General features: G+C 36.1%; 22 protein-coding genes and 1 pseudogene. 20 read left to right on the top strand and 3 right to left on the bottom strand.

Annotated elements, in window-relative coordinates:
* Positions 1-87: 87 nt before the first annotated feature.
* From Ana3638_RS14170 to Ana3638_RS14215, 10 genes are all read left to right on the top strand, one after another.
* Entirely contained in the window at positions 88-1,002 is a 915-nt protein-coding gene (locus Ana3638_RS14170; protein ID WP_161838609.1) for an ArsR/SmtB family transcription factor, read from the top strand.
* Positions 1,003-1,101: 99 nt separating this feature from the next.
* Positions 1,102-2,265, top strand: coding sequence for a galactokinase (locus Ana3638_RS14175; RefSeq protein ID WP_161838610.1), 1,164 nt, complete (start codon positions 1,102-1,104; stop codon positions 2,263-2,265).
* A 141-nt stretch (positions 2,266-2,406) separates the two neighbouring features.
* Positions 2,407-3,399, top strand: a complete 993-nt coding sequence (gene galE, locus Ana3638_RS14180) for a UDP-glucose 4-epimerase GalE (protein ID WP_161838611.1) — start codon at positions 2,407-2,409, stop codon at positions 3,397-3,399.
* Positions 3,400-3,512: 113 nt separating this feature from the next.
* Entirely contained in the window at positions 3,513-5,090 is a 1,578-nt protein-coding gene (galT, locus tag Ana3638_RS14185) for a UDP-glucose--hexose-1-phosphate uridylyltransferase (protein ID WP_161838612.1), read from the top strand.
* Between the two features lie 228 nt (positions 5,091-5,318).
* Complete coding sequence (gene sdaAB / locus Ana3638_RS14190; protein ID WP_161838613.1) at positions 5,319-5,999, top strand: L-serine ammonia-lyase, iron-sulfur-dependent subunit beta; 681 nt, start codon at positions 5,319-5,321, stop codon at positions 5,997-5,999.
* A gap of 39 nt (positions 6,000-6,038) precedes the next feature.
* Positions 6,039-6,911 carry an L-serine ammonia-lyase, iron-sulfur-dependent, subunit alpha gene (gene sdaAA, locus Ana3638_RS14195; protein WP_161838614.1) on the top strand — a complete coding sequence of 291 codons (873 nt, stop codon included), beginning with the start codon at positions 6,039-6,041 and terminating at the stop codon, positions 6,909-6,911.
* Between the two features lie 412 nt (positions 6,912-7,323).
* Positions 7,324-7,644 carry a PadR family transcriptional regulator gene (locus Ana3638_RS14200; RefSeq protein WP_161838615.1) on the top strand — a complete coding sequence of 107 codons (321 nt, stop codon included), beginning with the start codon at positions 7,324-7,326 and terminating at the stop codon, positions 7,642-7,644.
* On the top strand, positions 7,645-8,451 hold the full coding sequence (locus Ana3638_RS14205; protein ID WP_161838616.1) for a DUF1700 domain-containing protein: 807 nt from the start codon (positions 7,645-7,647) through the stop codon (positions 8,449-8,451).
* A complete protein-coding gene (locus Ana3638_RS14210) occupies positions 8,448-9,473 on the top strand; it encodes a DUF4097 family beta strand repeat-containing protein (protein WP_161838617.1) in 1,026 nt (341 codons plus the stop codon). The genes Ana3638_RS14205 and Ana3638_RS14210 overlap by 4 nt, the downstream gene beginning before the upstream one ends.
* 12 nt (positions 9,474-9,485) lie before the next feature.
* Positions 9,486-9,677: a PspC domain-containing protein gene (locus Ana3638_RS14215; RefSeq protein ID WP_161838618.1), complete on the top strand. Its 192-nt coding sequence runs from the start codon at positions 9,486-9,488 to the stop codon at positions 9,675-9,677.
* Positions 9,678-9,915: 238 nt separating this feature from the next.
* On the opposite strand, the gene Ana3638_RS14220 is transcribed toward Ana3638_RS14215, so the two are convergent.
* Both Ana3638_RS14220 and Ana3638_RS14225 read right to left on the bottom strand, forming a co-directional pair.
* Complete coding sequence (locus Ana3638_RS14220; RefSeq protein WP_246240244.1) at positions 9,916-10,788, bottom strand: DUF6544 family protein; 873 nt, start codon at positions 10,786-10,788, stop codon at positions 9,916-9,918.
* Complete coding sequence (locus Ana3638_RS14225; protein ID WP_161838619.1) at positions 10,763-11,230, bottom strand: MarR family winged helix-turn-helix transcriptional regulator; 468 nt, start codon at positions 11,228-11,230, stop codon at positions 10,763-10,765. Before Ana3638_RS14225 ends, Ana3638_RS14220 begins: the two co-directional genes overlap by 26 nt.
* Before the next feature lie 193 nt (positions 11,231-11,423).
* Between Ana3638_RS14225 and argS the strand changes: the two genes are divergently transcribed.
* The 8 genes from argS to Ana3638_RS27075 all read left to right on the top strand — a co-directional run bounded on the left by argS (position 11,424) and on the right by Ana3638_RS27075 (position 18,217).
* Positions 11,424-13,196: an arginine--tRNA ligase gene (gene argS / locus Ana3638_RS14230; protein WP_161838620.1), complete on the top strand. Its 1,773-nt coding sequence runs from the start codon at positions 11,424-11,426 to the stop codon at positions 13,194-13,196.
* 307 nt (positions 13,197-13,503) lie between these two features.
* Entirely contained in the window at positions 13,504-14,832 is a 1,329-nt protein-coding gene (locus Ana3638_RS14235; RefSeq protein WP_161838621.1) for an ATP-binding protein, read from the top strand.
* Positions 14,833-15,032: 200 nt separating this feature from the next.
* Positions 15,033-15,245: a FeoA family protein gene (locus tag Ana3638_RS14240; protein WP_161838622.1), complete on the top strand. Its 213-nt coding sequence runs from the start codon at positions 15,033-15,035 to the stop codon at positions 15,243-15,245.
* 12 nt (positions 15,246-15,257) lie between these two features.
* Positions 15,258-15,485: a FeoA family protein gene (locus Ana3638_RS14245; protein WP_161838623.1), complete on the top strand. Its 228-nt coding sequence runs from the start codon at positions 15,258-15,260 to the stop codon at positions 15,483-15,485.
* A 23-nt stretch (positions 15,486-15,508) separates the two neighbouring features.
* Positions 15,509-16,483, top strand: coding sequence for a ferrous iron transporter B (locus Ana3638_RS25245; RefSeq protein ID WP_246240247.1), 975 nt, complete (start codon positions 15,509-15,511; stop codon positions 16,481-16,483).
* An 8-nt stretch (positions 16,484-16,491) separates the two neighbouring features.
* A complete protein-coding gene (gene feoB / locus Ana3638_RS25250) occupies positions 16,492-17,541 on the top strand; it encodes a ferrous iron transport protein B (RefSeq protein WP_246241143.1) in 1,050 nt (349 codons plus the stop codon).
* A 63-nt stretch (positions 17,542-17,604) separates the two neighbouring features.
* Positions 17,605-18,144, top strand: coding sequence for a Fur family transcriptional regulator (locus tag Ana3638_RS14255; RefSeq protein WP_161838624.1), 540 nt, complete (start codon positions 17,605-17,607; stop codon positions 18,142-18,144).
* Positions 18,104-18,217, top strand: coding sequence for a hypothetical protein (locus tag Ana3638_RS27075; protein WP_246241146.1), 114 nt, complete (start codon positions 18,104-18,106; stop codon positions 18,215-18,217). The genes Ana3638_RS14255 and Ana3638_RS27075 overlap by 41 nt, the downstream gene beginning before the upstream one ends.
* 261 nt (positions 18,218-18,478) lie before the next feature.
* On the opposite strand, the gene Ana3638_RS14265 is transcribed toward Ana3638_RS27075, so the two are convergent.
* Positions 18,479-19,528: a LacI family DNA-binding transcriptional regulator gene (locus tag Ana3638_RS14265; RefSeq protein ID WP_161838626.1), complete on the bottom strand. Its 1,050-nt coding sequence runs from the start codon at positions 19,526-19,528 to the stop codon at positions 18,479-18,481.
* 739 nt (positions 19,529-20,267) lie between these two features.
* On the opposite strand from Ana3638_RS14265, the gene Ana3638_RS14270 reads away from it, so the two are divergent.
* Both Ana3638_RS14270 and Ana3638_RS27080 read left to right on the top strand, forming a co-directional pair.
* Positions 20,268-21,257 (top strand): glycoside hydrolase family 130 protein, encoded by a 990-nt coding sequence (locus Ana3638_RS14270; RefSeq protein ID WP_161838627.1) that lies wholly within the window; start codon positions 20,268-20,270, stop codon positions 21,255-21,257.
* Positions 21,258-21,302: 45 nt separating this feature from the next.
* Positions 21,303-21,425 (top strand): annotated as a pseudogene (locus Ana3638_RS27080) (glycoside hydrolase family 38 C-terminal domain-containing protein); the annotation flags it as partial.
* Positions 21,426-21,429 lie beyond the last annotated feature (4 nt).

Below are 21,429 nucleotides of genomic sequence, written 5' to 3' on the forward strand. Positions count from 1 at the left end.
AGAAAATAATCATGATACAATTAAAACAGAAAAGATGATTTATAACAGAATTTCTGTTATAAATAAAATAACGAAGGAGTATGAGACTTGGGTAAAACAATACAGTTGGATTTAGATGATAAGGAACAGCTTGTTTTGTTGGCAAAAGCTCTATCGGCAGAGGTTAGAATTGAAATATTAAAGCTTTTATGCAGGTATGATTTAAATATTAACGAAATTGCCGAACGCTTAGAACTGCCACAGTCTTCCGCTGCGGCTCATATAAAAGTACTGGAAGAGGCAGGATTAATTATAACAAGCCTGAAACCTGCCGTAAGAGGATCCATGAAAGTCTGTACGAAGCAGGTTAAATCATTTAACATTGATTTGACAACAGATCTGGAAGAAGAAACAGAGGTTATTAATATGCCAATTGGCAACTTTGTTGATTATTATGTGGAGCCAACCTGCGGAATAGTCAGTGAAAAGGGACATATTGACGAAGAAGACGAACCCAGGTGTTTTTATAACCCGGATCGAATTAAGGCAAAACTGCTCTGGTTTGGTAAAGGGTATGTAGAATACCGCTTTCCCAATAAAATACTTACTAATCGAACCGAGAAACGGTTGGAGTTATCTATGGAAATCTGTTCGGAAGATCATGAATACAATTTTGATTTTCCCTCCGATATTACCGTTTGGATCAATGGAATTGAAGCCGGTACCTGGAACTGTCCCAGTGACTTTGGCGGCAGAAGGGGAAAATTAAATCCGGATTGGTGGCCGGATAAGAATACGCAGTATGGGGTACTAAAAACCTGGATACTAACGGAACAGGGTACTTATCTTGATGAGGAAAAAGTGGATTCTCTTCCGATTAAAGATTACCATTTATCTGAAAATGCCTATATTTCCGTTAGAATCGGTATTAAAGCAGATGCAGAACATATTGGCGGAGTAAACTTATTTGGGGATTGTTTTGGGGATTATGCGCAAAATATCAGAATGAAATTAGTATTTTAACAAATGTGGTCAAGCAGGGATATTTTACCGTAAGGATGCAGAATTGCTTTAAGTAAACCTGCTTTCTATAAAGAGAAAGAATTTTAAAAGGAGCGCTATATGAAAGAACAGTTATTACAGAAATTTAATGAAATATTTGGTTCAGGCGGGGAGGTACAGGTTTATTTTGCACCGGGTCGTGTGAACCTCATTGGAGAACATACGGATTATAACGGAGGGCATGTATTTCCCTGTGCTCTGACGATAGGTACTTATGCTGCGGTAAGAAAAAGAGAAGATAAAACCTTACGTTTTTATTCCATGAATTTTGATCACCTTGGAGTAATTACTTCCTCTGTGGAGGGATTAACAAAGAAGCAGGAAGATGACTGGGCAAATTACCCAAAAGGGGTTATTTGGGCTCTTAAGCATAGGGGTTATGTCATTGATCAGGGAATGGATATTCTTTATTTCGGTAATATTCCCAATGCCTCCGGATTATCTTCATCCGCTTCCCTGGAAGTTTTAACCGGTTATATCCTAAAAGAACTATTTGGGTTTCATCTCTATATGATTGAACTGGCATTAATCAGCCAGTTTGCAGAAAATAAATTTATCGGGGTAAACTGCGGCATTATGGATCAGTTTGCCGTGGCTATGGGTAAAAAAGATAATGCAATCTTCTTGGATACCAGTAATTTAGCATGTGAATATGCTCCCATTAAACTAGAGAATGCCAGAATAGTCATTGCCTCCAGTAATAAGAAAAGAGGCTTGGGGGATTCTAAGTATAATGAAAGAAGAAGTGAATGCGAAGAAGCACTGAAAGAATTACAGGCAGTGCTCGATATCGCAACCCTTGGAGATTTAAGTGAGGAAGAATTTGAAAAGCATAAAGATGTGATAGCTGATCCGGTACGTATAAAAAGAGCAAAACATGCCGTATATGAGAATCAGAGAACCATTAAAGCCGTAGAAGCTCTGAAAGCAAATAATATAACGGAATTTGGTGAGTTAATGAATGCATCCCATGTTTCCCTCAGAGACGATTATGAAGTTACCGGAATTGAGTTAGATACTCTGGTTGAAGCGGCATGGCAGCAAAAAGGTGTAATCGGTTCCAGAATGACAGGAGCAGGATTTGGCGGCTGTACCGTAAGTATTGTTAAAAATGACTGCGTTCAGGATTTTATAGATAATGTTGGGAATACCTACGAAGAAAAAATCGGATACAAAGCAGATTTTTATGTAGTAGATATCGGTAATGGCCCAAGCAGAATATAAGATAGGAAAATAGGTTGAAAGAAAATAAAAAATTGAAAGGATGCCACATATCAGATTCTTTCAACCGGTGGAACTTATTTCACATTTTATTTGTGGCAGTAATACATCGGTCTGCTGATGTATTATGTAAAGGGTGTTAATATGACAGTATTAGTTTTAGGAGGAGCCGGTTATATTGGCTCACACACTGTTTATGAGTTAATTGACCAAGGTCAGGATGTTGTAATAGTTGATAACTTAGAAACCGGATATAAAGAAGCAGTTCATCCAAAAGCTCGTTTTTATCAGGGAGATATCAGAAACAGAGCATTTATTGACGGTGTTTTTGATCAAGAAAAGATAGATGCGGTAATCCATTTTGCAGCAAACTCTCTGGTCGGAGAAAGTATGACTAACCCACTTAAGTATTATGACAATAACTTAAACGGAACCAAGGTATTATTGGAATCCATGGTTGCCCATGACGTTAAGAAAATCGTATTCTCCTCCACTGCGGCGACTTACGGAGAACCGGAGAAAGTACCTATTTTAGAAACAGACCGTACGGAACCTACCAATACTTACGGGGAAACTAAGTTATCTATGGAGAAAATGTTTAAATGGGTTGATAAGGCACACGGTTTACGTTATGTTTCCCTACGGTATTTTAATGCCTGCGGTGCCCATAAAAGCGGAAATATCGGGGAAGCCCACAATCCGGAATCTCACCTGATACCTTTAATTCTTCAGGTGCCAAACGGTAAAAGAGAATCCATCAGTATCTACGGGGATGATTATGATACAAAAGACGGTACCTGCATTCGTGATTATATTCATGTTACAGATTTGGCTTCCGCTCATATATTAGCTGTAAAGTATCTGATGGAGGGCAAGGAAAGTAACATTTTTAACCTTGGTAACGGAGTAGGTTTTACAGTAAATGAAGTAATTGACGCAGCCAGAAAAGTAACAAATTCTTCTATACCTGCAGTGATAACGCCAAGAAGAGCCGGAGATCCTGCCAAACTGATTGCTTCCAGTGAGAAAGCAAAAACAATCTTAGGCTGGAAACCTCAGCATGAGGATATCGAAGAAATTATTTCTTCTGCCTGGAAGTGGCATAAATCCCATCCAAACGGATATAAAAGCAATTAGAAATTGAAAATGATTTGGTAAAAACCAGCATGGCAGCAAATTAATAGTTTTGCATAAAAGCTTGTATCGGGCAAACCGATGCAAGCTTTCAGTTGTAGGACCGGAGGAAAATAATGATTAATCAATATATAACAGCACTGGTATCATACGGTTTAAAAAAAGGATTAATTGAAGAACAGGATAAAATCTATACAATCAACCGGTTTTTGGAATTATTTGGACTGGAGGAATTTAAAGAGCCAGCCGCTTCCGAAGAATTAACTATGTCTTTGGAACAAATATTAAACGGTATGCTTGATTATGCGTATGAACAGGGAATTATAAAGGAAAACAGTATTGTCTACAGAGATTTATTTGATACAAAAATTATGGGAGTACTGGTTCCTAAACCATCTGAAGTAATAAAGAAATTTCAGTCTTATTATAAGGATAATCCTAAAAAGGCTACGGATTTTTATTACCAATTCAGCCAGGATACCGATTACATAAGACGCTACCGCATAACAAAGGACATTAAATGGGTGACAAAAACGGAATATGGTGATATCGATATCACCATAAATTTATCAAAACCGGAAAAAGATCCAAAGGCGATAGCCGCAGCAAAACTTATGAAACAGAGCGGCTATCCGAAATGTCTGTTATGTAAAGAAAATGAAGGTTATTCAGGAAGAGTAAATCATCCGGCCAGACAAAATCATAGAATTATTCCGGTACAGATTTTTAATCAGAAATGGGGATTCCAATATTCACCTTACGTTTATTATAATGAACATTGCATCGTATTTAATGGCGAACATACTCCAATGAAGATTGATAGAGCGGCATTTGGTAAATTGTTTGATTTTGTAAAACAGTTTCCGCATTATTTTGTAGGTTCCAATGCAGATTTACCTATTGTAGGCGGATCCATACTTACCCATGACCATTTTCAGGGTGGTAATTATGAATTTGCCATGGCAAAAGCACCAATCGAAAAATATTTTACTATGAAAGGATATGAAAAAGTACGTGCTGGTATTGTAAAGTGGCCGATGTCTGTTATCAGACTGCAAGCGGAAAAAGCAGAAACATTGATAGAACTGGGTGACTCTATATTGGGCTGCTGGAGAAATTATACCGATGAAGCTTCCTTTATCTATGCTTATTCCGATTCGGACGGAACCCTTCTTACAGCTGAAAAAGCAGCTGAGAGGACTATTTCTGATAAGTTAAAACTGGAACCTCATAATACCATAACACCGATTGCCCGTAAAGTTGGTAACTTTTTTGAATTGGATTTGGTGTTACGCAATAATGTTACTACGAATGAGCATCCCTTTGGAGTTTATCATCCTCATGATGAATTGCATCACATAAAAAAAGAAAATATAGGACTGATTGAGGTTATGGGACTTGCGGTCTTGCCATCCAGGTTAAAAGAAGAGATGGAAATTCTAAAATCTTATATACTATCAGGAAAAGATATAAACTCCAATAAAATGATTTCTAAACATAAAAACTGGGTGGATGAATTTCTTCCGAAATATCAGAATATTTCAGAAAATAATATAGACCATATTATTCAGGATGAAATCGGTCTGGTATTTTCAAAGGTTTTAGAGCATGCCGGAGTATATAAGCGTAACGGGGAGGGTCAGGAAGCGTTTTTACGTTTTATTAATTATTTAAATGAATCCTATATGAAATAATCTTAGAAATACTCTTATGCCGGTGCATATACTGCCATGCGCATAGGAGTTTTTTAATATATCGGAAGCATTGTGAAATAAGGTCATTAGTGTTAAAATAATATTAGTTTACTGTCTGGGTAAAAGTTAAAATTAAAAAAAGGAAATTAAGGGTATATTTATAAGTAGATAATGTACGGAAGGAGATTATCAAAATTGTAAATATTACATTTTTGGTATATTAATAATATGTATGCAGCGAAAGAAATAAGCGTTTTCGATATTATTGGTCCTAATATGATCGGGCCCTCCAGTTCCCATACGGCTGGAGCTCTCAGAATTGCCAGATTGGCTAAAAATATGGTAAAAAGTTCAATTAAACAAGTTAAATTCATATTATATGGATCTTTTGCAGAGACGTATCAGGGTCATGGTACGGACCATGCATTAGTTGCGGGGATGCTTGGGTTTGATACGGAGGATTACAGAATAAAAGAGTCCTTTGAATATGCGAAAGAAGCAGGACTGCATTATATTTTCGAAACTAATTCCACCAAACAGGATATTCACCCTAATACAGTGGATATCATAATAACGAATGAGAATAATGAAGAAACCACCGTTACCGGCGTATCCATAGGCGGAGGCAGAGCAGTTATTAAAAAAATTAATGGAGTTGATATTGATTTATCCGGTGATTATCACACTTTAGTAATAAGGCATAAAGATCTGCCGGGAGTGGTAGCAGGTGTTACCAATGTGTTAAGTCAATTTGATATCAATATAGCATTTATGAAGTTATACAGGGAAAATAAAGGAACCATTGCTTATTCCATTATTGAAACAGACCAGCCCATCAATGAAGATGTTATTGGTAAAATTGAAGAATTCCAAAGTGTTTTCGATGCGTTTTTAATAGAAAAATTATAGTCAGATTCAAATTAAGTAACTGGAGAGGAAGTTTACACTATGAATTTTAGAACCGGACAGGCACTGATAAAATTATGTGATGAAAATAATATAGCTATTTCAGAAGCGATGATACTTCGGGAAACAAATTATCTGGAAAACAACAGAGAGGAAGTTATAAAAAAGATGGAGCATGCCTGGTCCATTATGAAAAACTCCGCAAAGGAAGCTTTAAAAGGTGATATCGTTTCCATGGGCGGCTTAATCGGCGGTGAGGCGATGAGAATTAACAGCCGAAGAATGGAGGGTAATTCTCCGGTATGCGGTTCCTTAATGTCTAAGGCAATAACATATGCCATGGGTGTTCTTGAGGTTAACAGCTCCATGGGTCTAATTGTTGCGGCTCCAACAGCCGGATCCTCAGGAGTCATTCCCGGAGCATTCTTAGCAATTCAGGAAGAGATGAATTTAACGGATGAAGTAATAATCAAAGCGTTATTTAACGCCGGAGCCATAGGGTATCTCATAGCTTATAATGCAACCGTTGCCGGTGCGGAGGGCGGCTGTCAGGCGGAGGTGGGTTCCGCATCAGCTATGGCTGCATCTGCTATCACGGAAATAATGGGTGGTACTCCAAGACAGTGTCTCCATGCGGCAACCAGTGCTATTGCTAATCTTTTAGGTCTCATTTGTGATCCCATCGGCGGTCTGGTAGAGGCACCCTGTCAGCAAAGAAATGCCATGGGTGTGTCTAATGCTCTGGTCTGCTCAGAAATTGCATTAAGCAGTATAAAAAACATTATTCCTTTTGATGAGGCTGTTACTGTTATGTATAATGTGGGGCGCAGTATTCCCCATGAATTGCGGGAAACTGCTTTAGGAGGATTGGCTGCTGCCCCAAGCGCCTGTGGTGCATGCAGAAAGTGTAAATAAAGTTTAAGATACCGCCGTACTATAATAATTTTATATAGTATAAGAAGCTGTTGTAATTCATAATTATGAATCGCAATAGCTTTTTTTCGTGAATGGCAAGCAGGAGACGGATGCCGGTTCCTGTATAGAACAAAATCCCTGCAAATTCATGTTGTTTACGTTTTATATGTTTTAAAGATTCGATAATTAAGTAAATAAAAATAAAAAATTAAATAAAAAAATAAAATAAAAAATAATTGACACATATTATTTATTATTGTATATTATATTTATTAATAATATTATACAGCATATAATATATAAAATAAAATAGTATTAAAATAGAATATTAAATTGGTGGAACAAATATGTAAAAATCGATGTGGGAATAGAGGGTGAATCAGGAGTATAAATTTGAAAGGAAGTAGATACTATGGTATTCAATACGGGTGCTGCATTACTCGATGCAATTGTACTTGCGGTTGTATCGAAGGAGAAAGAGGGAACCTATGGATATAAAATTACCCAGGATGTAAGGCAGGTCATAGAAATATCGGAATCCACCTTATACCCGGTTTTAAGACGGCTCCAGAAAGATGATTGTCTGGAGGTTTATGATCTGGCATTTGACGGGCGGAACAGAAGATACTATAAAATAACCGATAAAGGTAAAATACAGCTTAGACTTTATTATGAAGAATGGAAATCCTATTGCAATAAAATTAATAAAATGTTCGTGGGGGTGAATTTTTAAATGACCAAGAATGAATTTATAAAACAGCTGGAAGATCTGTTAACCGACATTTCATCAGATGAAAGATTAGAGGCGCTTCAATACTACGAAAATTATTTTGAAGACGCCGGCCCGGAAAGGGAGGAAAGTATTATTTCAGAACTGGGTTCTCCTGCGAAAGTGGCTGCAAGTATTAAGGCAGATCTAAATGCAAGCGAACAGGAAGTAAAAAACCGGGGATATTTTACGGAAAAAGGCTATGAAGATGAAACCTACAAGGAACCTAAATTTGAAATAATGGATGGTAATGGTAAAAGAGCAGAAGGTGACAATTTTAAAGAAAAGAGTACCTCTGGTTCAGGTTATACCAGTGGATATAATAACAATACAAATCAAGGCAGTAATGATTATGGTTATTCTCAAAACAGGTATAATAAAGCTGGTAATACCAACAGTGCAGGAAAGGCAGTATTAATTATACTTCTTTGTATTTTTGCGATTCCTATTGGTCTGCCTTTATTATCTGCGGTATTTGGAGTATTTATTGCAGTGATTGCTACAGTAGCTTCTCTTTGGCTGGCTTTTGTGATTGTATCTATCGTATTAACAGTCGTAGGTATAGCGGCAACGATTGTCGGAATTGTTAAACTACTTACCGTTCCCATCATCGGAATCTGTTTTACGGGCGGAGGTTTGATATTATTTGGCCTTGGATTGTTATTTACCATGGCTACCATTGCACTCAGCACCAAAGTTATGCCGGTAATCATACGTGCATTCATTAATTTATGCAGACTTCCCTTTCAGAACAGGAGGGTAGCAGCATGAACGCATTCATAAAAAATTGTTTAAAAATAGCAGGAATATCCATACTTTTGGGATTGTTCTTACTATTAATCAGTTTCAGTATGGATAATACTGTTTTTAGTAATTGGGAGAATTTTAATATAACATTGGGAAATAATAATAATCATTCCGGCAGATGGTCAGATTCTGATAAAGAAGAAGCATGGGATGATTGGGATAATGAGAAAGCAAAGGAAGAAGAGCCTGATGGGTTGGTTTTGGATAATGCAGACGGTAAACTAACAGAAGTTGAAGCTGAGGATAAATCTTCCCATAACGAAGACAGTTTTAAAGATGTGAAGTCTTTAGCACTGGATATATCCTATGGTACAGTATCGATTAACGAGGGAGAAGATTTTGATATTCATGTAGATAACATAGGCAGTGATAATTATTACAGTACTGTTAAAAATGGAGTGTGGAAAATAGGTGATAATGGTGAAAATAATAACAGCGAATTTTCCATTTTTGGAGTTAAAATATCAGATTCAGCAATCCATCCGTTTAATGCTGCTAATATTGAACTTACCATCCCGGAAGATTTTGTTTTTGAGAATCTGGATATTAAACTTGGCGCCGGTACCATAAAGGCAGAACGACTAACCTCTAAAAAGGCAGATATTGACGTAGGTGCAGGAAGTTTGCATATAGAAGAATTATCAGCCAGTGAAAATTCTTCCTATTCCATTGATACGGGCGAATTGGTTATTGAGAATATAAATGCCCAAGATGCAAATATAAACTGCGGAGTAGGTAATCTTACTGCCTCGGGTGTTATTATCGGCGACAGCTTAGTTACATGCGGTATTGGTAATGTCAGCCTTGATATTAACGGTAACGAAAATGATTATAATTATAATGTTGACTGCGGAATCGGAACTGTTATAATTAATGATAACAGTTATAGCGGAGTTAATTCCAAACATAAGACAAATAATAACGCAAAAAACAGTTTTGATTTGGATTGTGGTATTGGTAAGATAGCACTGGAAATTCATGAATAGGAGGAAATAAATATGGAACAAAAAAGATTGTACAGATCTAATTCAAACAAAATGATTGCAGGTGTATGCGGTGGTATTGCTGAGTACATTAATCTTGATCCGACGGTAGTCAGATTATTATGGGTTTTATTATGTTTCATGGGTGGCACAGGTGTTATTGCTTATATTATTGCAGCAATCATTATGCCAAATCAATATCAATAATTAAAGACTTTAATGAAAATGAAAGAATAATCAATACCAAAGGGAGCTTACTAAAGCTTTGCAAACCTTCAAACTGATGTAAAATAAAATTACTCAGTTTGGAGGTTTTTTACTTTAAATAGTGTATATGACTCAGAAAAATAGTATAAGTAAAAGTAAACTCCCTAAAGAGCATGATAAATCATGATTTAGGGAGTTTTTTCAATAAAAGTTATTATTATAATTTTGTGTATACTTTTTACTTACGGTTATATTCGATTTTAACATTATTACCGTCAAAATATAAAAAGTCACCCTCTGGATAGTGCCATACTGCCTGCAGAACATTAGGACAGCGTAATCCGTTAACAAGTCTGTAGTCACTTAAAATAGCTGACCATTCTGCCTCTCTTTGTGTACCGTCCATATCCGTAGAGGTTCTGTCTTTTGTGCGGAATGAAAGCATTTCTCCCTTTTCATTAAAAGTAAATATACCTTCCGCAGATAATCCGTAACATGTTATAACGGCTTTCGCATGAGTATCATCGATTTCTTCCCAGGTGATATAATCCTGTAAGGCCGCGCTGGGTACAATAAGGCATTCGGACAGAAAAGTTACGAGGCAAGCTTTATCCATGGCTTCTCCGCGTTGATCAAATAAGGTAATAAGTTTAGCAAGTACCCCTTTCATACTTCCGATTCCCTTTTGATAAGAATCAAATCCCTCAAAAGGGATACCATACATAGAGGAGTCAATCAAGGCAAAACGTTCCGGTTTTTTTATAAAGTTATATTGGGTATAATCAATTTTAAGCTTGGATTTTTTTCCCCCTTTTATCATATAGAAGTCAACGTTCTTAAAAGTTGCTTTCATATATGTCATTTTAGGTAAACCAATATAACCGCAGTAGCGGAAATATCTTTGAACCGGTGCCGGAAGATGTTTCATATCTTCTTCGGTTATACTTCCATGTTCACTGGTTATTTCAGATATTTTTGTTTTCATTAACCTGTGAAATACGCTTTTTGTTTTAGAATATGGTATTTGAAAAAATATTACAATAAAAACAATCAATAAAACTGCAATGGTTATAACATACATAAATTTATTCCTCCCACTCTTTAAATTCATAATTTATCTCCATTTCCTTTACAGTATTGCTTAACATTTCGATACCGGAATATAATCCATTCAGAAGATCGGCAGGAAAACCTGTAAACAATTCTTCTATAAATTTGATTTCTTTATTTTCGCGTTTTTTTAAATATTCCTTACAATTACAGGTAAGCTCCAATCTAAGAATTCTGGCATCCTGGGAATCTTTTTTTAAAATAAGGAATCCTTCCCGTTCCAATATTAAAGCCATTTTTTTGATATTCTGTCTGGAATTACCGATCTGTGCCGCGACTTCGCTTAAAGTAGGGGCTTCATTCGTATACTTAGTTAAACCGGCAAGTAATAGCCACTGTTTTACCGTAAGATTTTTATCAAGTTTATCACCAAGAATCTGCAGTCTGTTAGCCAAGGTAAATATGGAACCAAAAACATAAGCCTTTTTATCAATTGAATCCACTAAAATCATCCCTTTCCCTTTATGTAACTGGTTACCTTTATTATATGTAACAGGTTACCTTTTGTCAAGGATAATTTTTCATGTATTTACATCCGAAAATAATTATGGTAGAGTATTTTAAAGAAAGAAATGGTATAAGGAAAGAAAATTTGGGTTAATTTATAAAAGACCCAAAGATTGAATGGAGGAACTTATGAAAAAGTTAATTGATTTAATTGCTGATGAATTAATGCAGGCATTTGAAAAGAAAGGTTATGACGGAAAGTATGGTATGGTTACCTTATCCAACAGACCTGATTTATGCCAATATCAGTGTAACGGTGCATTAGTGGCGGCAAAACTATATAAAAAGGCTCCCATCATGATTGCAAATGAAGTTGTGGACAGTTTAAAGGATAACAAAACATTTGATAAAATTGAAGCAATTATGCCGGGATTTATTAATATTACTTTAAATACTGCTTATCTGGCGGAATATTTAAATAAGATGAGTAAGGCAGAACAATACGGCTGTGAAAAAGCAGAGAATCCGGAGACTATAGTTATTGATTACGGCGGTGCCAATATAGCAAAACCGCTTCATGTCGGCCACCTTCGCTCAGCAATCATCGGAGAAAGTATTAAACGGATTAGCAGATATTTAGGCCATAATGTAATCGGTGATGTACATCTGGGAGATTGGGGTCTGCAGATGGGATTAATTATTTCGGAGCTTAAGAAAAGACAGCCGGATTTAGTTTATTTTGACGAAAATTATACCGGAGAATATCCCAAAGAAGCACCCTTTACCATATCCGAGTTAGAAGAAATATATCCTGCCGCTAACGAATATTCCAAAAACCACCCGGAATTTAAGGAAGAAGCGAAAAGTGCCACGTTTCAGCTGCAAAACGGTAACCGTGGGTATAATGCTCTCTGGAATCATATTCTTAATGTATCGGTATCAGATTTAAAGAAGAATTATGATAATCTCAATGTTACTTTTGATTTATGGAAAAAGGAAAGTGATGCACAACCTTATATTCCCGATATGATAACTTACTTAAAAGAAAATAATTATACCAGAATCAGTGAGGGTGCTTTAGTTGTAGATGTGAAAGAGGATACGGATACAAAAGAATTTCCGCCCTGTATGATTCTTAAATCCGACGGTGCAACGCTCTATAATACCACGGATTTGGCTACCATGGTGGAACGCAGGAAATTATTCGATCCGGATGCCATTACTTATATTGTTGATAAAAGGCAGGAACTTTATTTTGAAACCGTGTTCCGCTGTGCAAAAAAGACAAAACTGTTAGAGGAGAAGGTTAAACTTACCTTTTTAGGATTTGGCACCATGAATGGTAAGGACGGTAAACCTTTTAAGACCAGGGACGGCGGAGTAATGCGTCTTGAGAACCTGATTCAGAATATTAATGATGCCGTATATGACAAAATGATGGAAAACCGTGAAATGTCTGAAGAAGAAGCAAAAGGTATTGCCAAGAAAGTCGGATTGGCAGCATTAAAATACGGTGATTTATCTAATCAGACATCAAAAGATTATATCTTTGATATTGACCGCTTTATATCCTTTGAGGGAAATACAGGTCCTTATATTTTATATACGATTGTACGAATCAAATCAATTCTGATGAAATACAAGGAATTAACCGGAAGTGACTTAAACGATACCGGAAGTATCATTCCATCCGATATACCGGGAGAAATCAGTTTGATGCTTGAAGCTTCCAAATTTAATGATGTCATTGAGCATAGTTTTGAAGAAAATGCACCGAACAAAATTTGTCAGTATATTTATGATATAGCGAATGCATTTAACAGTTTTTATCACGAAAATAAAATTATTACCCAGGAGGATAAAGGGAAACAGAAATCCTGGATTTCCTTGATATCGTTAGTTCAGGGAATCCTGGAAACCTGTATTGATTTACTTGGTTTTGAAGCTCCGGATAGAATGTAATAAAAAAATGGCATAGTATAATACGGATATAATAATAGGTCGAAGAAGCCGATATAAGGACACTCTTCGGCCTTTTATACTTGTTGCATACTTTTAAAAGTGTTATAATAGGCCTTAATATTAAATAATTATGTCATTAGGTAATTGCGAAGCTACATCATTGTATTTATATCCATGCAATTAATATAATTTCAGAGCTGAATTTTGCCCCAAAGGCAACTGAAGCTATGAAATTCGTATAATTGTATGGTATATTCTTTAAAGTTTCGTAATTACCTAGATTGCATCATATTAGAGGAGCAGATTTATGTACAGCAAAATATCAAAATTAGTAATATACCGTAATTTAGGACAAGACAGCATCTTATTTTCTCTGGCAGATGCCATAGAAGATTTAAGAAAATTACCGGCTGACCCAAAGGACCCTGCGTTAAGGGAGGCGGTAACAACTAAGATCTACATACAAATTAACCGCCTGCTGGATATTGCAACGGAATATGGTTTTGATCACAATTTATGGCATAATTATTTAGCGTATATTTTAGCCACCAATGAAAATCCCTTTAGTATAACCTGTGAGAAAGTCGGTAAAAGGGACGGTACGGTAAATCAATTTGCATGTGGCGACTTTAAGATATTTAAAGAGTTATTTGATTATGATTTCAGTAAGGTCGAACAGGAATTAGGGGTTAATTGTTTCAGCATTATTTTAAACTACCAGGCTGTTGCTAAAAACGGAAAAAGATATAATAAAAATGTAAGTGATAAGGTGCGTTTCTTAAGCAGTCAGATTGAACAGGCTAAAAATGAGGATGAAATATTAACGATCGTTACGGACTTTTACAGAGAATATGGTGTGGGCAAATTTGGTTTAAATAAAGCATTTCGTGTGAAACAGGAAGAAAGGAAAGTCGATTTATATCCGATTACCAATACGGATGATATTCGCTTATCGGATCTGGTGGGTTATGATATCCAAAAGAAAAAATTAATTGATAACACGGAAGCTTTTGTAGAGGGCAGAAAAGCAAATAATGTCCTTTTATTTGGTGACAGCGGAACCGGTAAATCCACCAGTGTTAAAGCTATTTTAAATGAGTATTACAGCCGGGGCCTTAGAATGATTGAAATTTACAAGCATCAGTTTGAAGATTTGTCTTCCGTTATTGCACAGGTAAAAAACCGAAATTATAAATTCATTATTTATATGGATGACCTGTCCTTTGAAGAATTTGAAATCGAATATAAATATCTGAAAGCGGTAATTGAGGGAGGACTGGAAACCAAACCGGATAATATTCTGATTTACGCAACATCCAACCGCAGGCATTTAATTCGGGAGACCTGGAGCGACCGTTCGGATATGTCCAAAGATGAGTTGCACCGTTCGGATACCATGCAGGAGAAATTGTCACTGGTTGCCAGATTTGGTATAACCATTAATTATTCGGCGCCGAATCAGAAAGAGTATTATGAAATTGTAAAAGGCCTGGCCAAGCAGATTGACGGGTTAACCTTAAGCGAAGAGGAATTATGTGCACAGGCTAATATGTGGGAAATGAGCCATGGCGGACGTTCCGGCAGAACAGCCCAGCAGTTTATTAATTATCTGGCGGGCCAGGTAAAGGGCATATAGGTTCGAATAAATATCTGAAAAGTTATCAGTATCTAATTAATTCAAAATAGAATTAATTAGATACTTTTTTTTATTTTTAGTTAAAACGTAAATGTTATTGATAATTATTTTCAATTATTATATTGACATGTTTATGGAATAGACATATAATATTTGCAAATGATAATCATTCGCAATATAGTAGAAGGAGAGTGGAAATTATGTCGTTAGCATTTGCAAATTTAGGAGAGACAAAAGTAATCGTTGATTTTACAGGAAAAGAGGATGTAAAAAGACATCTGCAGGATATGGGTTTTGTAAAAGGTGAGAGCGTGAAATTGTTATCTGAGAATGAAAGCGGTATGATTCTCCTGGTAAAAGGTGTAAGAGTAGCAATAAATAAAGGATTGGCATCCAAAATTATGGTAGCTTAGGAGGAAAAAGACATGACATTAAGAGAATTAAAACCGGGACAGGAAGGTAAAGTAACCGGGATTGGAGAAAAGGGTCCCGTCAGACGCAGAATCATGGATATGGGTGTTACTCCGGGAGCTATTATCAAAGTTATTAAAGTTGCACCGTTAGGTGATCCGATTGAAGTGAATATCCGGGGATATGAGTTGAGTTTACGTAAAAATGAAGCAGAGCAGATTGAAATCAGTCAAAACTACTAGATAATAATGAAGGAGAATTTAAAATGAATTATTCCATAGCATTAGCAGGTAATCCTAACTGCGGTAAAACAACCTTATTTAACGAATTAACCGGTTCGAAGCAGCATGTTGGTAACTGGCCGGGTGTTACGGTTGATAAAAAAGAGGGTATTTACAAAAAGGACAAAGAGGTAACTATACTTGATTTGCCCGGTACCTATTCCTTATCACCTTATTCGGCAGAAGAGATCGTTGCCAGAGATTACATAGTGAAAGAAAAACCGAATGCAGTTATAAATATCGTTGACGGTACCAGTATGGAACGTAATCTATATCTGACTTTGCAGATCCTTGAGACCCAGATTCCTGCTGTTATAGCTCTAAACATGATGGATGAAGTGGAAGCCAGAGGAGATGCAATCAACTGCGATAAATTATCTAAATTATTGGGCGTTAAGGTGATTCCAATTGTAGCACGTACCGGTAAAGGCTTAAAAGAACTTATGGATGCGGCCATAGATACTGCTAAGAAGGGTACGAAACCCGGAAGACTTAATATCTTTGATGGTAATATAGATTCTGCCATTTCCGGAATCGAAGAAATCTTAGAGGATAAAGATTCCGAGGAAAGGTTATGGAAGGCAGTTAAGATATTAGAAGGGGATGAAATTGTTACCAATAACCTTTCCGAATCCGTAAGAAGTCAAGTGGATGAAATTGTAAAAGAAGCAGAAAAACACGCGGATGGAGATACGGAAGCAAAGATTGCGGACTTACGATACCAGTTTATAGCTAAAACGGTTAAGGAATCCGTAAAGAAAAAACATATCGGACATGTGGAAACCGTCTCCGATAAACTGGATAAAATACTAACCAACCGATTTCTTGCAATTCCATTATTTGCTGTTCTCATGTATGTAATGTTTGCCATAACCTTTGGCGACAGTCCCATAGGAATCGGAGCCTGGCTGCAGGGATTGGTAACCGGGTTCTGGGATGGCCCCTTACTACAACTATAGAAGATTTTATTGTAAATGCCGGCGGTGCCGACTGGGCAGTTTCCTTAGTAGTAGATGGTATTTTAGCCGGCCTTGGCGGTGTAATATCTTTCCTGCCTCAAATATTAGTCTTATTCTTGCTTATGTCCTTTATGGAAGACAGCGGTTATATGGCAAGAGTTGCGTTTGTTATGGACCGTATTTTCCGCAGATTTGGTCTATCAGGTAAATCTTTTATACCATTACTCATGGGTTTTGGCTGCTCCGTACCGGCTCTTATGGCTTCCAGAACACTTGAAAATGAAAAGGACAGAAGACTTACCATGATGATAACTCCTTTTATGTCATGCGGTGCGAAATTACCGATTTATCTTATGTTTGCAGCTACCCTCTTTCCGAATGATAATCAGACCATTGTGGTTTACTCTATTTATTTACTTGGTTTAGCCGTAGCTATCTTAAGTGGTATTATTTTAAGTAGAACAATGTTTAAAGGTGACATTTCCAATTTTATAATGGAACTTCCTCAATACAGAATACCAACCTTAAGAAGTATATTAATTCATGCCTGGGATAAGGTAAAAGGATTTGCCATTAAAGCGGGTACTATCATTTTTACTTCCACAGTTTTAATCTGGCTGTTATCAAACTTCAACTTCAGTGGTATGTGTGATATGGAAGACAGCTTTTTAGCTTATATCGGAAATGCATTTAAGTTCCTTTTTATTCCGCTTGGTTTTGGTAACTGGAGAGCTGCGGTGGGAACATTTACCGGATTTATTGCAAAGGAAAATATTGTTTCGACTTTTGGCATTTTATTTGGTGCATCTGATGATGTGGCAGCTGCCGCAGCAGAAGGAAGTGCAGTACTTCCCGGGGTTGCAGATGTATTTACTAAAGTTTCCGCTTATTCCTACATGGCTTTCAACTTATTATGTATGCCTTGCTTTGCAACGGTAGGTACTATGAGAAGAGAAATGGGATCTTTAAAATGGACATTAAAAACCATAAGCTTTCAGATGTTAACTGCCTGGATAGTAGCATTTTTTATTTATAATATAGGAAATATCATCTTTTAACTTTACAAGTAATTCCCCGCAAAGAATCTAATTGCCTTATAAGCGGGCGGATGGGAGTGAACTATGAAAATGAAGTCAGATAAGGAACCGATTTTAGTTAAGATTCATAAAAAAGAAATGATTATAGATCAGCTGCGCAAGAGAGGTTACCGAATAACGGAACAAAGACGGCTGCTAATTGATACCATACTGGAAGATGAGTGTTCCAGCTGCAAAGAGATTTATTATAAAGCTGTGAAAAAGGACAACACAGTAGGTATCGCAACTGTGTACCGAATGGTTAAAACCCTGGAAGATTTAGGTGTTATAAACCGCAAGAACCTTTATTTAATTAATTATGAAAATCTTGAATTAAAGCAGGAACAGCAGATTATTTTTGTTGATGAAAAGACCAATCATGCAGTTAATTTAAATAAAGGAGAATGGTTTGAACTTCTGAAAAAGGAACTTATGAAGCAGGGGTTTGATGTTCAAAATCTTTCCGTAGTCATTAAAAATGAAAAGAAAGCAGAGGAGGAAAAATGCGATGATCAATTATATCATAGCTGCCACTGTAACAATTTTGGTTGTAAGTATCATTGTAAGAAGCGTGATGTCTCATAAAAAAGGAATTCAATCAGGCTGCAATTGCAGCGGTTGCAGCGGCTGTGGTATGGAAAAAAAGGAAAATACCTAAATTAAAATACAGTATTAGTTTATTTTAAATTAATTAACAGGATTGAAAAGATACAATGATTTTTTAAAATAAGAATAATCAAAAAAGAGAAAATCCAAAAATAAAGGATATTCAAAGATTATATAATCATCATCTCTGATTCGGTTGGCTTTCTAAGCCTGATACAAAAAGATATGATTACATAGTTTTGAAATATCCTTATTTTTAATTCTAATGACACGAACCGGACAGTGGAGCCTTTCCGCTTCAGAATAATGGCTTTTAAAAGTTAGTAGATTCTCCATATCGGATTTTATTATGGATATAAGTAACTTCCAAAGGAAATTCAGGGTTTGAGATTCTGTATAAAAGTTGTTTTACCAGACGTTTTCCTAATTCTCTGGTCTGAACCTGAACCGTTGTAAGGTAATCAGCCTGATCAATATACTCAGTCGTACCGTCATACCCGGATACGGCAACATCTTCCGGAACTCTGTAATTGTTGGCACTCAGATATTTAATTACAAAATGAGCCACATAATCGCTGGCACATATAAAAGCTTTGGGCATAGGTTTCAAATTAGATAAAAACTCATTAATTTCTTCTGCATAAGTATAAATTCCAATACTGTGAACCAAACTATATTCTTTTTTAATTGGGATTTTGTAGTGATTCATGGCGGTCAAATACCCTTCATAACGATCGTAATTTGTCTTAGCGTATCCAATATCTCCGATAAATCCAATCTCTGTTCTTCCTTTTTTTATAATTGCTTCCGTTATTTTACCGACACTGGATTTTCCCTCAAATAGAAACAAATCCCCGGATAGTATATCTTCCGGTATGGATGTAACCATATCTAAAAAAACTTTCTGGATTTTTAATTCATTTAGCATGTTCAGCAAGTCGTGGTCGTAAACATTTAAAACGATGATTCCCTGTAATGTTCCGTTTGTTAAAACGGATGGAAGACTATAACCGTCAGTAGTTTTGGACGGAAGGTAAGTGTACATCAGATTAATATTTGAGTTGACCAATTCTTTTGCAATTTGATGAATAATATTCATCCAAAACATAGAAGATTCAGGACGGGATACTACGACAGATACTGTCATCTCAGTTTTTACGGGAGTGTTATCGTCAGATTTAATATCCATTATATTATGGGAAAGTTGCGGTTTCATCTTAAAATATCCCAGTTCCTGTGCTTTACTCAGGACTTGTTCTCTTAGGGAATCTGATACTCCTGGATAACTATTAAACACCTTCCAGACGGTAACTCTGGAAATGTTAAGAGCATCAGCGATTTCCTGCATGGTTATTTTCTTCATAAAGTACTCCTTTTATATTCTTAACATTTTGCGGAATGTCTGCCTGCGGCAGCTGCAAATGACGTATGAACGAATGTATCTTGTATTTCATGCTTATTATAGCATAGCAAATATAAAATCACAATAAATGTCTATTCTTTTTTAACACTAAAGTTAACAAAAGATAAAATTGGTTATCCTGATTATGATAAAATATGATAAACAGAATTTAAATACATAAATTTAATGATTTTTTGTAATTGTATAATATTATTACAAATAGAATATTTGATACTTGATATATATAAATATAGTATAAAAATTATAAAAGCATGATAAATACGGTGTTAAAATACTTCATTAAAACTAAAATAAACATTGCAACATATTTTGAAACATGTTAATATAATTTTAATCAAATGATAAGTAATGTATACGATGGAGGTTAACAAAATGAAAAGTTAAAATGCCAATTGGAATATTTAAGATTATCAGTGATGTTCATAACTTATTACGGATGGCTTTCTAAAACGTCGTTATGAAGTGCAATTACAAATGGACGTTTTGAATAATAAATAAAAGAAAATAAAGAGCCGTCAGCTTCAGGCAGGAGACCTGGTTACTTCAGGTTAGTGTACCGCTTATGGCGGCGGAATGAGAAGTTTTGGTAGAAAGGTAAATATAATAAAAGAAAGGAAAGGGCTGTTGCAATTAGTAAATTGACTATTTTGCAACAGCACCTTATGTAAGGGTGAAAATTATGAGTAAAATTATTGGGAGTTCATTACCAAATATTCCGTGGGTAGATAAGCCGGAAAATTATAAAATGCCAATATGGCGTTATCCACAGAATCCGATTATCGGCAGGGATGCAATCGAGTGTTCCAACAGTGTTTTTAACAGCGCAGTTGTTCCGTTTAAAGACGGATATGCAGGTGTATTCCGTTGTGACAGCAAATCCGTCAGTATGGATTTATTTCCCGGATTCAGTAAAGATGGTATCCATTGGGAAATCAATGAAAAACCAGTTACATTTTTAGGAGAAGATAAAGAAATATTAAAAAGGGAATACCGATATGATCCCAGAGTCTGCTTTGTGGAAGACAGATATTATATAACCTGGTGTAATGGATATCATGGTCCAACCATCGGTGTGGGATATACCTTTGATTTTAAAACTTTTTACCAGTTAGAAAATGCTTTCCTGCCATATAACCGCAACGGTGTTTTATTTCCGCGTAAAATAAACGGCTATTATGGTCTTTTAAGCCGTCCCAGTGATACAGGCCATACTCCTTTCGGAGATATTTTTTACAGCCGGAGTAAGGATCTGGAGTATTGGGGACATCATCGTCATGTTATGGCACCAATTAGAGAGGATGCATCCGCATGGCAGTCAACAAAAGTCGGCCCGGGTCCAATACCGATAGAGACAGAAGAGGGCTGGCTGTTAATTTATCATGGTGTTATTAATACCTGTAATGGTTTTGTATACCGTGTCGGTTGTGCATTATTGGATATTGATGAACCCTGGAAAGTTAAATGCCGTTCTAAATATTATGTCCTTGCTCCCTATGAATATTATGAGTGTGTAGGTGATGTACCTAATGTTGTATTCCCCTGCGCAGCATTAACGGATGCCGATACCGGCCGTATTGCCCTGTATTACGGATGTGCGGATACGGTAACAGGATTAGCTTTTACAACGGTAAATGATTTGATGGATTATATGAAAAAATATCCATTATAAGGTTTATGTTAACGAACATTAAGCGGGTCTGTTTTAGAAACACCTTTCTATCAGATAACTGTTAATGAAAATGGTATGTTTACTTCCATCTTTGATAAGGAAAATGCCAGGGAAGTATTAAAGAAAGGTCAATCCGGTAATTTATTCCGTAAATTTAAAACCATATGAAATT

Origin of the sequence: Anaerocolumna sedimenticola, assembly GCF_009931695.1 — a bacterium.
Taxonomy (GTDB): domain Bacteria; phylum Bacillota; class Clostridia; order Lachnospirales; family Lachnospiraceae; genus Anaerocolumna; species Anaerocolumna sedimenticola.

Excerpts from the sequence above, each read along its gene's own strand:
- galT (WP_161838612.1), top strand. The coding sequence starts at position 3,513 with ATGATTAATCAATATATAACAGCACTGGTATCATACGGTTTAAAAAAA.
- Ana3638_RS14235 (WP_161838621.1), top strand. The coding sequence starts at position 13,504 with ATGTACAGCAAAATATCAAAATTAGTAATATACCGTAATTTAGGACAA.
- sdaAA (WP_161838614.1), top strand. The coding sequence starts at position 6,039 with ATGAATTTTAGAACCGGACAGGCACTGATAAAATTATGTGATGAAAAT.
- Ana3638_RS14245 (WP_161838623.1), top strand. The coding sequence starts at position 15,258 with ATGACATTAAGAGAATTAAAACCGGGACAGGAAGGTAAAGTAACCGGG.
- galE (WP_161838611.1), top strand. The coding sequence starts at position 2,407 with ATGACAGTATTAGTTTTAGGAGGAGCCGGTTATATTGGCTCACACACT.
- Ana3638_RS14270 (WP_161838627.1), top strand. The coding sequence starts at position 20,268 with ATGAGTAAAATTATTGGGAGTTCATTACCAAATATTCCGTGGGTAGAT.
- Ana3638_RS14205 (WP_161838616.1), top strand. The coding sequence starts at position 7,645 with ATGACCAAGAATGAATTTATAAAACAGCTGGAAGATCTGTTAACCGAC.
- Ana3638_RS14200 (WP_161838615.1), top strand. The coding sequence starts at position 7,324 with ATGGTATTCAATACGGGTGCTGCATTACTCGATGCAATTGTACTTGCG.
- Ana3638_RS14220 (WP_246240244.1), bottom strand. The coding sequence starts at position 10,788 with ATGAATTTAAAGAGTGGGAGGAATAAATTTATGTATGTTATAACCATT.
- Ana3638_RS14265 (WP_161838626.1), bottom strand. The coding sequence starts at position 19,528 with ATGAAGAAAATAACCATGCAGGAAATCGCTGATGCTCTTAACATTTCC.
- Ana3638_RS14215 (WP_161838618.1), top strand. The coding sequence starts at position 9,486 with ATGGAACAAAAAAGATTGTACAGATCTAATTCAAACAAAATGATTGCA.
- sdaAB (WP_161838613.1), top strand. The coding sequence starts at position 5,319 with ATGTATGCAGCGAAAGAAATAAGCGTTTTCGATATTATTGGTCCTAAT.
- Ana3638_RS14175 (WP_161838610.1), top strand. The coding sequence starts at position 1,102 with ATGAAAGAACAGTTATTACAGAAATTTAATGAAATATTTGGTTCAGGC.
- Ana3638_RS14255 (WP_161838624.1), top strand. The coding sequence starts at position 17,605 with ATGAAAATGAAGTCAGATAAGGAACCGATTTTAGTTAAGATTCATAAA.
- Ana3638_RS25245 (WP_246240247.1), top strand. The coding sequence starts at position 15,509 with ATGAATTATTCCATAGCATTAGCAGGTAATCCTAACTGCGGTAAAACA.
- argS (WP_161838620.1), top strand. The coding sequence starts at position 11,424 with ATGAAAAAGTTAATTGATTTAATTGCTGATGAATTAATGCAGGCATTT.
- Ana3638_RS14240 (WP_161838622.1), top strand. The coding sequence starts at position 15,033 with ATGTCGTTAGCATTTGCAAATTTAGGAGAGACAAAAGTAATCGTTGAT.
- Ana3638_RS14210 (WP_161838617.1), top strand. The coding sequence starts at position 8,448 with ATGAACGCATTCATAAAAAATTGTTTAAAAATAGCAGGAATATCCATA.